The organism is uncultured Microbulbifer sp. (assembly GCF_913055755.1).
GTDB lineage: Bacteria > Pseudomonadota > Gammaproteobacteria > Pseudomonadales > Cellvibrionaceae > Microbulbifer.
The window spans coordinates 1-12,864 of the sequence record NZ_CAJXKH010000102.1 but is presented as its reverse complement, the minus strand read 5'-3'; the positions used below and the strand labels follow the sequence as shown (position 1 = coordinate 12,864).

Below are 12,864 nucleotides of genomic sequence, written 5' to 3'. Positions count from 1 at the left end.
CGGACTCGCCTGTCCGCGAAGCAGATCTCCCCCCGCGGCGGCGAACTGGACTGCGAACTGAAAGGCGACCGGGTACTGATGCGCGGGCGCGCGGTGACCTACCTGCGCGGGCAGATCAGTCTGTAAGGCAGGTGTTGCAGGGGGAAGCCACCTGCACACCGGTCACTGTGGCGGCTAGCCCAGACGCCCCAGCGGGCTGGCCAGGCTTGTGGGCGGCACGGTAAACCAGGCCGGGCCGTCTTCGGTCATGTAGATACAATCCTCGAGGCGCACACCGAACTCACCGGGCAAGTAGATTCCCGGCTCATTGGAAAAGCACATCCCTGGCGCCAGCCTGGTTTTTTCCCCGCGCACAAAATTCACCGGCTCGTGCCCCTCCATACCGATACCGTGGCCGGTGCGGTGGGAGAGACCCGGCAGGCGGTAGTCGGGCCCGAAACCGTTCTTCAGGTAAAACGCCCGCACCGCGTCGTCGACACTGCCCGCCGGGGCACCGAGTTTGGCGGCCTCGAAGGCCACGTACTGCCCCTCGCGCACCAGATTCCAGATTTTCTGCTGCTTCTTGTTGGGCTCGCCAAACACGAAGGTCCGCGAGATATCCGACTGATAGCCCTCGACACTGCAGCCGCAGTCCATCAACACAACCTGCCCCTCGCGGATCTGTTGCGGCTGGTCGGTACCGTGGGGGTAGGCACTGCCCTCGCCGAACAGCGCCATGGTCCAGATACCCTGCCCGCCCAACGCCGCCTGCGCCTCGCGCATGCGCTGGTTGACGTCCGCCGGTGTCATTCCCGGTCGCAGCTGATCCCACACCATGCCGTAGGCGGCGAGGGTAATTTCGTTGGCCTTTTTCATCAGCGCCAGTTCAGCGGGACTTTTAATCATGCGGCAACCGCGGGTGACCGGGTCGGCGCTCACCAGTTTGAAATTCGGCAGCGCATCGCGGATACCGTCGGCTACAAACCAGCGCACGGTGGCTTCCAGGCCAATGACACCGGACTTGAAGCCGCGGTCTTTCAGCACACCCGCGACCCGCGCGAAGGGGCTTTCGTGTTCATTCCAGGTGCGCACATCCTCGCCGAAGGTCATCGACTCGCGCACCGAGGGCTCCTCGAAAAACGGTGTCACCACCGCCAGCTCACCGCGCCTGGGGATCACCACACAGGTCAGGCGCTCGGAGCGCCACCAGCGTATGCCGGTGAAATACAGCATCGCCGCACCGGGCTCCAGCACGATGGCATCAATGCCGTATTTGCCCATCAGCTCCTGGGCCCGTGCAACCCGTGCCTGCCGCTCGGCAACACCGATGGGTTGTACCCCGGTAAGCAGGGATTCAGGTTCTTTGGCGGTGGCCGCGGTCGGCTCCGTGGCGGCGCGCAGCGGCAGCGTCGGTGTGACCGCAAGCAGTGCAGCGGCTTTCAGCAATTGGCGTTTGGTGGACATGACAGTTTCTCTCCCGGTTTCTGCCTGCAGCGGTTCAGCAAATGGGTTGGTGGTGCGCAGCGTATCGCACCCGAATTGGACGGCAATGAGGGTATCGCGTTTGGCGCAGAAAAGCAGGATAGATGCGGCAGCCTGTATAGCCGGCGAGCCGGTTGCTCAACGAGGGCTAAAAAAACAAACACTACCAGTAGTGGTAGTGCAGCCGCTCGTTCTTGCGCGGCCCGTGAATATGCCAGATCAATTCGATTTCATCGCTGTGCAGTATCAGCTCGGCGGTATAGGTATCCTTGCCGCACAGGTGGGGCTGCACATGGCGGAAACCGTGTTCGGTCACCGGCGCAAGGCCGAACAGCAGTACCGGTTCCTCCCGGCGCAAATGTTCCAGGCGGATATGATCCACGCAGCGGGTCCAGCGATAGCGGTTTTGCAGCTCGATCTTGTGGCCATCGGCATCGGTAAACAGCGCCTGCTCGGCAAACAGGATATGCGCCCCGAAAAACTCCACAGAGACTTCTCCGCGGCCGTGGCCGCGCCAGTTGGTTTGCGAACCGGGGCCATTGCTGGCGTTGAAACTGAACGCGCGCACCTTGCGCAACCGCCCCCATAAGCGGTCCAATGCATCCAACTGTTGGCCGGTTAACTCCGCGACTTCGCTTACCTGATTCGATGCGTTACCCATGACACTACTGATCCTGGTCACCCTGCTGTGGGCCTTTTCTTTCAGCCTGATCGGCGTCTACCTCGCCGGCCAGGTCGACAGTTATTTCTCCGTACTCACCCGGGTACTGCTGGCGACACTGGTGTTCCTGCCGTTTCTCAACTGGCGTACACCGCGCCGCAGCGCGGTTACCCTGATGGCCATCGGCGCCGTACAGCTGGGCCTGATGTACCTGTTCTACTACCAGTCCTTCCTGCTGCTCAGCGTACCGGAAGTACTGCTGTTTACCATCTTTACCCCGTTGTACATCACACTGATCTACGACCTGCTGGCGCGGCGCTTCGTCTTCTGGAACCTGCTGGTGGCGGCCATCGCCGTACTCGGTGCCGCAGTCATCCGCTGGAATGACCTGAACGGCGATTACTGGCTGGGCTTCTTTGTAGTGCAGGGCGCCAACCTGTGTTTCGCCACCGGCCAGGTGGCCTACAAGCAGTTTATGCAAGATGCCGGTGCGCGGGGCGAAGTGCTGCCGCCGCGACAGACCTTCGGCTGGTTCTTTATCGGCGCCAGCATCGTCGCCATCCTCGCCTGGCTGCTGCTGGGCAAGCCCCAGTACCCGAGCACCCCCACCCAGTGGGGCATTTTGCTGTGGCTGGGGGCGGTGGCATCCGGCGTCGGCTATTTTCTCTGGAACAAGGGCGCCACCCAGGTTTCCGCCGGCACCCTGGCGGCGATGAACAATGCATTGATTCCGGCGGGCCTGCTGGTCAACCTGCTGATCTGGAACCGCGATGCAGATCTGCCCCGACTGGCACTGGGCGGCGCGATCATCCTCGCCGCAGTTTTGCTGAGTGAACGCCGCAAGCGATGAAGCGGGAAAAAATTTCACCGTTTGCGCGACTGCTATAATTTCTGCCGGAAACGGTACCAGCGGGAGGAACCCCGGCCCTACGCGCAACAGGGAAATTGTTTCATGGACACAGCGGAAAATATCGCGGCCCTCTCGCGCAATGACTAGTCCCTTCCCGCGCCCTGTAATTTCGCCGCCCTTGTGTACCCTGTTACTGGCCAGTGTGGTTGCCTGCACCCCGCTGGGCCCCAATTTTCGAGAACCGGAAATGTCCTGGCTGTCCGCCTGGCAGCCCGACCTCTACGGCCAGACCTTCCAGGATCCCAACGCCGTCGATATCAGCCAGTGGTGGCAGCGCCTGGGAGACCCGATACTGAACGAACTGATTGCCGTGGCGCGGTATGAGAATCCCGACCTGCAGATTGCCGGCCTGCGCATCCTGGAAAGCCGCGCAGCCCTCGGCATCGCCGTCGGCCTGCAATTCCCGCAGCTACAGCACATCGATGGCGCCGGCGCCTATGTTTCCGAATACCTGCATGGCGGGCGCGACGACGACCACCGCGACTACGGTACCGCAGACCTGGCCTTCAACCTGCAGTGGGAAATGGACTTCTGGGGGCGCTTTTGCCGCGGTATCGAATCCGCCGATGCGGCGTTTTTCGCCTCGATCGCCAACCAGCGCGATGGCCAGGTTCTGCTGGCAGCGGAAGTGGCCACACGCTACTACGACTACAAGACTACCCTGCAGCGCATCGACATTGCGCGGCGCAATATCGCCCTGCAGGAACGCAACGTGGCAATCACCCGCCAGCTATTCGAGAGCGGCCAGCAATCCGAACTCGACCTGCAACAGGCGCGCACCCAGTATCTCGCCACCCTCGCTACAGTGCCGGCCCTGGAACTCACCCTCACGCGGCAGCGCAACGCGCTGAGCGCCCTGCTTGGACGCACCCCCGGCGACCTGCCGGAACTGGCGGGAGTGGACGACAGTCTGCCGCAGATCGGGCAGATACCGTTGGGGCAAATGCCGGTGAGCCTGCTGCTGCGGCGACCGGACGTGCGCGCGGCGGCGTGGGAAGCGGCGTCGCAATCGGCACAGATCGGGATCGCCATGAGCGATCTGTACCCGGCGATCTCCCTGTTCGGCAGCGTCGGCTGGGCCGGCACCAGTCTCGGCGAGCTGCCGGACGTCTCCACCCTGATCGCGGGCCCGGCGCTGCGCTGGAATATTTTCAACTACGGGCGTATCAAAAATAACGTGCGCGTGCAGGACGCCCGCCTGCAGCAGCGCCTGGAAATTTTCCGCGCGACGGTACTACAGGCGGCCCGCGAAATCGACGACGCCGCCAGCGCCATCGCCCAGACCGGCGCCCGCCAGGGCATACTCGATGAATCCCTGGTGGCGGCGGAGCGCTCACTGGAAATTGCCACGCGCCGCTATCAGGAGGGCTACTCCGACTTCCAGCGGGTACTCGATGCCCAGGCCGCCGTTTTTGCCCAGTCCGACCTGGTGGTAATCAACCGCGGCGACCATGTAGCTGCCATTATTGAACTGTACCGATCCATCGGCGGCGGCTGGCGCCAGGCCACCGTCGAAGACCTGTTCCCCGCAGATACGCGCTACCAGATGCAGCAGCGCAGCAACTGGGGTGAACAGCTAGAGGAACCCCTTCCCGCCCTGCCCGCGGGAGCAACGCCGTAATGGACGATCGAGAACCGGCCAGCAGTGGCCCGCAAACTCAGGGAGACGTAGCGGAGAAAACCCTGGACGAAATCGCCGCGGCGGGCCCCGCCAGCGGGGCGACGCCAACGCCTGCAGAAACAACGCCCGCCAAGGCCGTGGGGCGCGGGGTGAAAATCCTGCTTGCCCTGATCCTCGCCTCCCTGTGCCTGTACCTGCTCGCCGACCGCTTTACTCCGTATACCTCCCAGGCGCGGGTGCAGGGCTATGTGGTAGGGGTCGCTCCCAAAGTGGCCGGCGTCGTCACCGAGGTCTGGGTCGAGAATGGCCAGCAGGTAACACAGGGTGAAAAACTGTTTGCCATCGACCGCACCGAATACGCGCTGGCACTGCAGAGCGCCCGCGCCAACCTGGACAACACCTGGCAGCAGGTGGCGGCCGGGGATGCCGCGGTAGAGCAGGCGCGAGCCAATTTGCGCGCCGCCATCGCCGGCAGAATCCAGGCACAGCAGGATTACACGCGCCTGAAGCGGTTGCGGGAAAGCGACCCCGGCACCATCTCCCTGCGGCGTCTGGAAATTTCCCGTGCCAACCTGGAACAGGCCCGCGCCCAGGTGGTGGCCGCAGAAGCGGCAATCCAGCAGGCCATCGAACAGAAAGGTGGCGATTCGGAGCGCGACAACACTCTGCTGAAAGTGGCCCGCGCGGCGGTAGAGCAGGCCCAGCTGGACCTCGACAATACCATCGTGGTCGCACAGACCGACGGCATCATCACCGACCTGCGCGCCGAGGTCGGCCGCTATGCGGGCACCGGCAGCCCGGTACTGACGCTGATTTCGCGGGAAGACTTCTGGATCAGTGCGGATTACACCGAGAACAACCTGGGCCACCTGCGGCAGGGCACGCCGGTGGAAATCCTGCTGGATGCACTGCCGGGGCGGGTACTGAAGGGGCGGATTCTGGATATAGGCGCGGGGGTCAAAGCCGGCCGCACCCCGACCCCGGGCGACCTGCCCGACGTCCAGAACAATCGCGACTGGCTGCGTCAGGCCCAGCGTTTTCCGGTGCGGGTGGAATTTGTCGCCCCACCGCCACCGGAAGTGCTCAGCCAGCTGCGCATGGGCGGCCAGGCATCGGTGATCGCCTACACCGATAACCACGCCATTCTGAAGCTGCTGGGCAAGCTGTACATCCGCGTGATGAGCTATCTGTCCTATGCGTACTGATTTCCGGGACAGGTGTGGGAATTACTCCTGACAGTGCAGCCCCTCCCCCTCATGAGAGATGGTGGTGCCCGCTTCGCCCTTGATGATGCGTTCCAGGTCAACCAGCGCACCGATCGCCGCAGGTTTGCCGGTCATCTCTGTAAAGCGGCAGGCTGCAGTGACTTTGGGGCCCATGGAACCCGCTGCAAAAGTGTATTTTTCCAGGGATAACGGGGTGGCGCGGCGGATCTCCCGCTGGGTTGGCTCGCCCCAGTCGAGGTAAACAGCCGGTGCGTCGGTGAGCATGATGAAAAGATCCGCATTCAGTTCCCGCGCCAGCAGTTCCGAGCAGAAATCCTTGTCGATCACCGCCTCGACCCCCACCAGTTTACGCGCACCGTTTTTCTCTTCGTACATGGTGGGAATACCGCCACCGCCAGCACAGATCACCACGGTGTTCTGCTGCAATAGCCACTTGATCGGGCGCAATTCAAAAATGCGCTTGGGCAGCGGCGACGGCACCACGCGGCGCCACTTGTCACCGTCCTGTTTGAACACCCAGCCCTTGTCCGCCTTCAGCTGATCGGCCTCCGGTTTTTCATATACCGGGCCGACAAATTTGGTGGGGTCGGCAAACCCCGGGTCCTCCGGGTCCACTTCCACCATGGTCAGCAGGGTAGCGAAGGGCACCTCGAAGGGCAGCAGGTTGCCGAGTTCCTGTTCAATCATGTAGCCGATACCACCCTCGGTTTCCGCACCGAGCACATCCAGCGGATAGGCTTCGTCGGGTTTGTAGGCGGCGCCCTGCAGTGCGAGCAGCCCCACCTGCGGGCCGTTGCCGTGGCTGATCACCAGCTGGTGTTCGCGGGCAATGGGGGCCAGGGCCTGGGCGGCGACGTGCACGTTGGCGCGCTGCACCTCGGCGGTCATGGGCTCACCCCGTTTCAGCAGGGCGTTGCCGCCCAGCGCTACGACGACTCGCATGGCATCAGTCTCCCAGGGTGGCGACCAGCAGCGCCTTGATGGTGTGCATGCGGTTCTCCGCCTGCTCGAAGGCCACGTTGGCCTCGGATTCAAACACCTCGTTGGTGACCTCGAGGCCGTCGCTGATGCCGTGCTCTTCGGCAATCTGTTTGCCCACCTTGGTTTCGGTGTCGTGGAACGCCGGTAGGCAGTGCATGAATTTCACGTGGGGATTGCCGCTCGCCTGCATCAGTTCCCGGTTGACCTGATAAGGCATCAGCAACTGGATGCGTTCTCTCCACACCTCCTTGGGTTCGCCCATGGAAACCCAGACATCGGTGTGGATAAAGTCCACATCCTTCACCGCAGCTTTCTGATCTTCGGTAATGGTGAGAGTCGCCCCGTATTTCCCGGCAAGCTCCTCGGCGATCTTGCGGTATTCCTCGCTCGGCCACAGGGATTTGGGACCGCAGATACGCACGTCCATGCCCATCAGGCATCCCACCAGCATCAGGGAGTGCCCCATGTTGGAACGGGTATCGCCGATGTAGGCGTATTTGATTTGCTGCACCGGCTTGTCGCAGTGCTCGCGCATGGTCAGCACATCGGCGAGCATCTGCGTGGGGTGGTATTCGTCGGTCAGCCCGTTGTACACCGGAACCCCGGCGTACTTCGCCAACGTCTCGACGCCGGTCTGGGCGGCGCCGCGGTATTCGATGGCGTCGAACATGCGCCCCAGCACCCGCGCGGTATCCCTGAAGGATTCCTTGTGACCGATCTGGGAACCCGCCGGGTCGAGATACGTCACATTGGCGCCCTGGTCGCTGCAGGCCACTTCAAATGCGCAGCGAGTGCGCGTGGAGGTTTTTTCAAAAATCAGGCAAACCGCTTTGCCATCGAGATGTTTCTGTTCGGTGCGCGCATATTTTGCGCGCTTGAGATCGCGGGCGAGATCCAGCAAAAACTTGAATTCCCGCTGGGTAAAATCCTGGACGGTCAGCAGTGACCGGTTGCGCAGATTGAAACTCATGACCGGTTTCTCCGTACGTTTGCCGCTCTCGATAATTTCTTGAAGATGGTGTGTCAGTATGCCGGGGCGCGCGCAATCGGGCAGGTCATGCAGTGGCCACCGCCGCGACCGCGGCCCAGTTCCGAGCCGCGAATGGTGATGACCTCGATCCCCGCCTTGCGCAGCAGGGTGTTGGTGTGCACGTTGCGGTCATAGGCAACCACCACCCCGGGCTCCAGGGCGACGACGTTGTTGCCGTCATCCCACTGCTCGCGCTCCGCGGCATAGGCATTGCCACCGGTTTCCACCACCCGCAGTTTTTTGATGCCCAGCGCCTTGCTGACCACGTCCAGCAACGGCCCCTCATCGGAGCGCACTTCGTAATCCCCTTTTTTGTCGCCGCGGTAAATACTGTGGCAGCGGATCTGGTCCACTACCTCGCGGAATATGGTAACGGCGTCGCGGTCGAGGAAACTGAACACTGTATCGAGGTGCATGGCGGCGCGACTCTTGGGCATCTGGCAGGCGATCACCCGCTCCGCGGCGCCGCTCGCGAACAGAGACTGGGCGGTTTGCAGCACCGCCTGGCGTGTGGTGCGCTCCCCCATGCCGATCAACACGACGCCTTTTCCAACGGGCATCACATCACCGCCCTCCATCGACGCGCCGGTAAAATCCGCATCCGAGTCGCCCCACCAGATTTTGAAATCGGCACCGGCAAACATCGGATGAAACTTGTAAACCGCGCGCTGCAAAAGGGTTTCCGGCTTGCGCGCCGGCCAATACATTGGATTGACGGTCACGCCGTTGTAAATCCAGCAGGAGGGATCGCGCTGGAACAGGGTGTTAGGCACCGGCGGCAGCACAAAATCGGTAGCGCCGAACGCGTCGATCATCTGGCCTTTGCCGGGGGTTTCCGGAAGTTCCGACAGCGCGATACCACCAATCAGGTGCTCAGCCAGTTGCTTGCCCGGCATCTCGTCCAGCCAGGGGCGGATCATATCGGCGGTGGACGGGCCCACGGAGTTGACCGTTACCCTGCGGTCGAGCACGAATTTACGCCCATCCGGAACATCCATGGTCGCGGCCAGCAAGTCGTGCAGTTCCAGTACTTCAACCCCGCGCTCCTGCATTTTCAGCACGAAATCGTAGTGATCTTTCTGTGCCTCATGCACCCAGATGACATCGTCGAACAGCAGATCGTGGCAATTGCCGGGGGTCAAGCGCTGGTGGGCGAGCCCCGGGCGGCACACCATGACCTTGTGCAGTTTGCCCACTTCAGAATGCACCCCCAAACGAACACCTTGCTCAGCCATGTCACTGCCTCCGGATCGCCAAACCACTGCTTGTTGCGGATTAGTAAAACCTTAGCCCAGAACACTCGGGGGTATTGGATTTGCTGCCATACCAGATAGTGAAATTCACAGTGCACCGATACTCAGTGCGGCCATGATGATGATCACCAGTATCAGTAGCAGCGGCGCCATAAAGCGCAGCCAGCGGTCGTAGCCCACACGCCCGATGGCCAGCCCGCCCATCACCACGGCAAAGGTGGGATTGATCAAATTGACCAGGCCATTGGCGGACTGAAATGCGGTGACGACCAGGTGGCGGCTGACTTCAGCAAACTCCGCCAGTGGCGCCATGATCGGCATCGAAAGCACCGCGAGGCCGGACGAGGAAGGCACGAAGAAGGACAACAGCACTTCGATCCAGAACATCACATTGATGAATGCCACCGAGGGCAGATCGCCCACCGCCTGCTCGGCCCAGAACAGCAAGGTATCGGTAATTTTTCCCTGGTCCATGACGACCACGACACCGCGGGCGACACCGATGATCAGTGCCACACCCAAAAGATCCCGGGCACCATCGAGGAAGGTGTTGACCAGTTCCTTTTCACCCAAGCGGCCAATCAGGCCAATGAGAATGGCAGAGCCCAGAAACAGCGCCGACATCTGCCCCATCCACCAGCCGGCGGAGGACACGCCCCAGATCATCACGGCGAAAGTGATAGCAAAAATCAGCAGGATGATTTTGCGCTTGGTGGTGAATTCAATTTCTTCCAGGCTGGCCTTGCCGCCGAGAAAATGTTGCCGGTTGTCTTCGCGCAGGTCGGCCACCAGGGACTTCTCCGGATTGGCCTTGACCAGTCTGGCGTAACGCATCACGTAGACCACACAGGCAAGCCAGCCGAGTACGAGAATGACCACCCGCAGCCAGATACCCTGGGTAAAGGGAATCTGTGCGGCATTGGAAGCGATAACGGTGGCAAAGGGATTGACCGTTGACCCCAGGGTGCCGATGCCGGCGCCGAGCATGATCATCGCCACCGCGGTCACGGCGTCGTAGCCCGCGGCAATCATCACCGGAATGATCAGCCCGTAAAATGCGAGCGATTCTTCCGCCATGCCGTAGCTGGTCCCGCCGGCGGCGAACAACGCCATCATGAACGGGATCATCCATATCTCCCGCCCCTTGAGGGCCTTCATGGTCCGGCTCATACCGGCGTCGATGGCGCCGGTGCGCGTGACCACACCGAGAAAACCGCCGATCATCAACACGAACAAGGCCACATCAATGGCACGCGCCTCGTTGGTCTCGGTGTCATACATGCCATTAACCGGCGCCATCAGCATGGAGGTCAGCAGGCGCTGGGGGTCGGATTCCACCTGGTGATAGGTGCCGGGCACCGGCACTTCTTCTCCCAGCTCCTTGTTCATTTCACGCTGGTATTCACCGGCGGGAATGATCCAGGTGAGCGCGGCAACGAATACGATCAGACCAAACAGAATGGTAAATGCGGTAGGAAAGCGAAAATGCTTTTCTGCGGTCTGCTCATCGCTGACCGGGCTGTTGCCATTGCTCACTGTGCTCTCCTTCACCACTGTGCAGAGCGACTGCCCCATCACATTCGTAACATCCAGCTTGAGTCTTTGTGCGCGAAAAATTTTTCCACGTCATATTGAGTATGGGTCACATATATTCCAGTGCAATCTACGCTTTGGAAGAGAGTGCCTTAAATTGGTAGACGCGACTGCGGGGCAGCGAGGGATGGGAAACCGTACCCATGAGTGATGTGGAGACTGAAACAACACGCAGGATCAGGGAGCCGTCACTGCTGGACGCCCTGATTCCCGTGGTCGCATTGCTGGCACTGTTGGGGCTGTCCTATTACCTGTTCAGGGACGACGCCTCCTACGGGCCCAACCAGATAGCCCTGTTGTTCTGTGCGCTGATTGCGATGGCCGTGGCTTACAAAAACGGCATGGGTGTCGAAGGCATCCGCGAGGCAGTAGTCAAGGGCATCTCCACCGGGCTTGCGGCCATCCTGATCCTGCTGGCGGTTGGCGCATTGATCGGCGCCTGGGCCATGTCCGGCACCATTTCGACCATGGTGTATTACGGTCTCAAGCTACTGAGCCCGACCTACCTTTATGCGACCGCCGCCATTATCAGTGCGGTGGTCGGCTTTACCGTCGGCAGCTCCTGGACTGTTGCCGGAACCATCGGCATCGGCATGATGGGCATCGCCCAGAGCATGGGACTCTCGCCCGCGATCACCGCCGGCGCGGTGATTTCCGGTGCCTATTTTGGCGACAAGGCATCGCCGCTTTCCGATACCGCCAATCTCGCCAGCGCCGCGGCCGGTTCCAACCTGTTCGACCATATCCGTGAATCGCTGTGGACTTCGGTACCCTCGCTGCTGCTGGCGGTGGGAATTTTCGCGCTGCTGGGCACCCCCGGTGATTTCGATGCGAGCGGTGCTCTAGACAGCCTGCGCGAACACTCGACGGTATCCCTGTGGACCATGTTGCCGCTATTGGTTGTCGTCACCATGGCGCTGCTGCGTTTTCCGCCGTTTGTCACCATTTTTATCGGCGCACTGGTGGGTGGGGTGCAGGCGGTGTTCACCGCACCGCAAAGCGTGCTATCGCTGGCGGACAGCGAAAACCTGCCGCCGCTACTCGCATACACAAAAGGGGTCTGGGAGGCGATCGCCACCGGCTATACCGCGGAGACCGGCAATGCCCGCGTGGACGAGCTGCTGTCGCGGGGCGGCATGGAATCCATGCTCAACACCGTGTGGCTGATCATTACCGCGCTCGCCTTCGGCGCCGTGGTGGAGCATGCGGGCCTGTTGCAGCGGCTCATCGGCCCACTGATCGCAAAAGCCCGCTCTGCCGGCGCACTGGTGTCGTCGGTGGTGGCGACCTGCTTCGGCACCAATGTGCTCGCTTCGGACCAATACATCGCCATTGTACTGCCGGCCAGGCTGTTTCGCAGTACCTTTGAAGAGCGCGGTTATGCACCGGTGATGCTGTCGCGGGTGGTGGGCGATTCCGCCACCGTCACGTCACCGCTGATTCCCTGGAACAGCTGTGGCGCTTACATGGCCGCGGCACTGGGCAGCTCAACCATTGCCTTTGCACCCTTCTGTTTTTTCAACCTGTTCAATCCGCTACTCACTATGGTGTTTTCCTTTGTCGGGTTTCGCGTGTTGCGCGCCACGCGCACCTGAGTCGGGCAGGCAACCCCCAGTTCCCGACCGCGGCGAGCGCGCACACAGGTTCACGGGCGGGTATCCGGAGTCTGAGTCCTGAAGCGCAGCCGGCGAAACAGTCGCACCACCAGTTCCTCCACCACCAGCATCACCACCACCACGATGATCAGGGTGATCACCCCGTGCCACATACCGTGGAAACGCACGTCCTCGTTAAATACGAAGGTAATGGCTTCCAGAATCACGAACTTGGAGCCGAACAACACCAGCCAGGCACAGAAATAACGCAGAAACCTGGGAAACCCACCGGAGTATTTTTTGAAAAATGCCGCCACCCGGTGCTCTACCGCGATGGTCAGTTTCAGTAACGCCTGCAGCAAAATCGCGGCGAGCAGGGAAATACTGAAGGACTTGATCTCGACGTTCTTTGAAAACTCCGCGAACAGATTCAACACCACCAGGTCCACCAGGACCCCGTTGTAATAGAGCAGGAACAGTCGCTGCGCGTTGGTGGGAGTTTCCGCTAGTTCCGCGCGCAGAAAAGACATTGG

11 protein-coding genes are annotated in these 12,864 nt (G+C 61.4%); 4 read left to right on the top strand and 7 right to left on the bottom strand.

The annotated features are described in order from the left end of the window. Nucleotides 1-174: 174 nt before the first annotated feature. Both QZ511_RS14445 and QZ511_RS14440 read right to left on the bottom strand, forming a co-directional pair. The gene (locus tag QZ511_RS14445) at nt 175-1,443 is read right to left on the bottom strand and encodes a Xaa-Pro peptidase family protein (protein ID WP_295803386.1); all 1,269 of its coding nucleotides are present in this window, start codon (nt 1,441-1,443) and stop codon (nt 175-177) included. 181 nt (nt 1,444-1,624) lie between these two features. Then, nucleotides 1,625-2,122 (bottom strand): DUF6314 family protein, encoded by a 498-nt coding sequence (locus QZ511_RS14440; RefSeq protein WP_295803385.1) that lies wholly within the window; start codon nt 2,120-2,122, stop codon nt 1,625-1,627. Between QZ511_RS14440 and QZ511_RS14435 the strand changes: the two genes are divergently transcribed. The 3 genes from QZ511_RS14435 (at nt 2,121) to QZ511_RS14425 (ending at nt 5,858) form a co-directional block, all read left to right on the top strand. After that, entirely contained in the window at nt 2,121-2,972 is an 852-nt protein-coding gene (locus QZ511_RS14435; protein ID WP_295803384.1) for a carboxylate/amino acid/amine transporter, read from the top strand. The two genes, QZ511_RS14440 and QZ511_RS14435, sit on opposite strands and share 2 nt — an antisense overlap. Nucleotides 2,973-3,111: 139 nt before the next feature. Continuing rightward, nucleotides 3,112-4,653 carry an efflux transporter outer membrane subunit gene (locus QZ511_RS14430; protein WP_295803382.1) on the top strand — a complete coding sequence of 514 codons (1,542 nt, stop codon included), beginning with the start codon at nt 3,112-3,114 and terminating at the stop codon, nt 4,651-4,653. Continuing rightward, on the top strand, nt 4,653-5,858 hold the full coding sequence (locus tag QZ511_RS14425; RefSeq protein ID WP_295803380.1) for an HlyD family secretion protein: 1,206 nt from the start codon (nt 4,653-4,655) through the stop codon (nt 5,856-5,858). Before QZ511_RS14430 ends, QZ511_RS14425 begins: the two co-directional genes overlap by 1 nt. A 21-nt stretch (nt 5,859-5,879) precedes the next feature. Here QZ511_RS14425 and arcC read toward each other — a convergent pair whose 3' ends face one another. From arcC to QZ511_RS14405, 4 genes are all read right to left on the bottom strand, one after another. Beyond that, the gene (arcC, locus tag QZ511_RS14420) at nt 5,880-6,821 is read right to left on the bottom strand and encodes a carbamate kinase (RefSeq protein WP_295803379.1); all 942 of its coding nucleotides are present in this window, start codon (nt 6,819-6,821) and stop codon (nt 5,880-5,882) included. Between the two features lie 4 nt (nt 6,822-6,825). Continuing rightward, entirely contained in the window at nt 6,826-7,830 is a 1,005-nt protein-coding gene (locus QZ511_RS14415; RefSeq protein ID WP_295803378.1) for an ornithine carbamoyltransferase, read from the bottom strand. Between the two features lie 53 nt (nt 7,831-7,883). Further along, entirely contained in the window at nt 7,884-9,125 is a 1,242-nt protein-coding gene (gene arcA, locus QZ511_RS14410) for an arginine deiminase (protein WP_295803377.1), read from the bottom strand. Nucleotides 9,126-9,230: 105 nt separating this feature from the next. Beyond that, nucleotides 9,231-10,679 (bottom strand): YfcC family protein, encoded by a 1,449-nt coding sequence (locus tag QZ511_RS14405; RefSeq protein ID WP_295803376.1) that lies wholly within the window; start codon nt 10,677-10,679, stop codon nt 9,231-9,233. A gap of 200 nt (nt 10,680-10,879) precedes the next feature. Between QZ511_RS14405 and nhaC the strand changes: the two genes are divergently transcribed. Next, nucleotides 10,880-12,331 (top strand): Na+/H+ antiporter NhaC, encoded by a 1,452-nt coding sequence (nhaC, locus tag QZ511_RS14400; protein ID WP_295803374.1) that lies wholly within the window; start codon nt 10,880-10,882, stop codon nt 12,329-12,331. Nucleotides 12,332-12,381: 50 nt separating this feature from the next. Here nhaC and QZ511_RS14395 read toward each other — a convergent pair. Beyond that, on the bottom strand, nt 12,382-12,864 hold a 483-nt coding region (locus QZ511_RS14395), incomplete at its 5' end, for a hypothetical protein (RefSeq protein WP_295803372.1).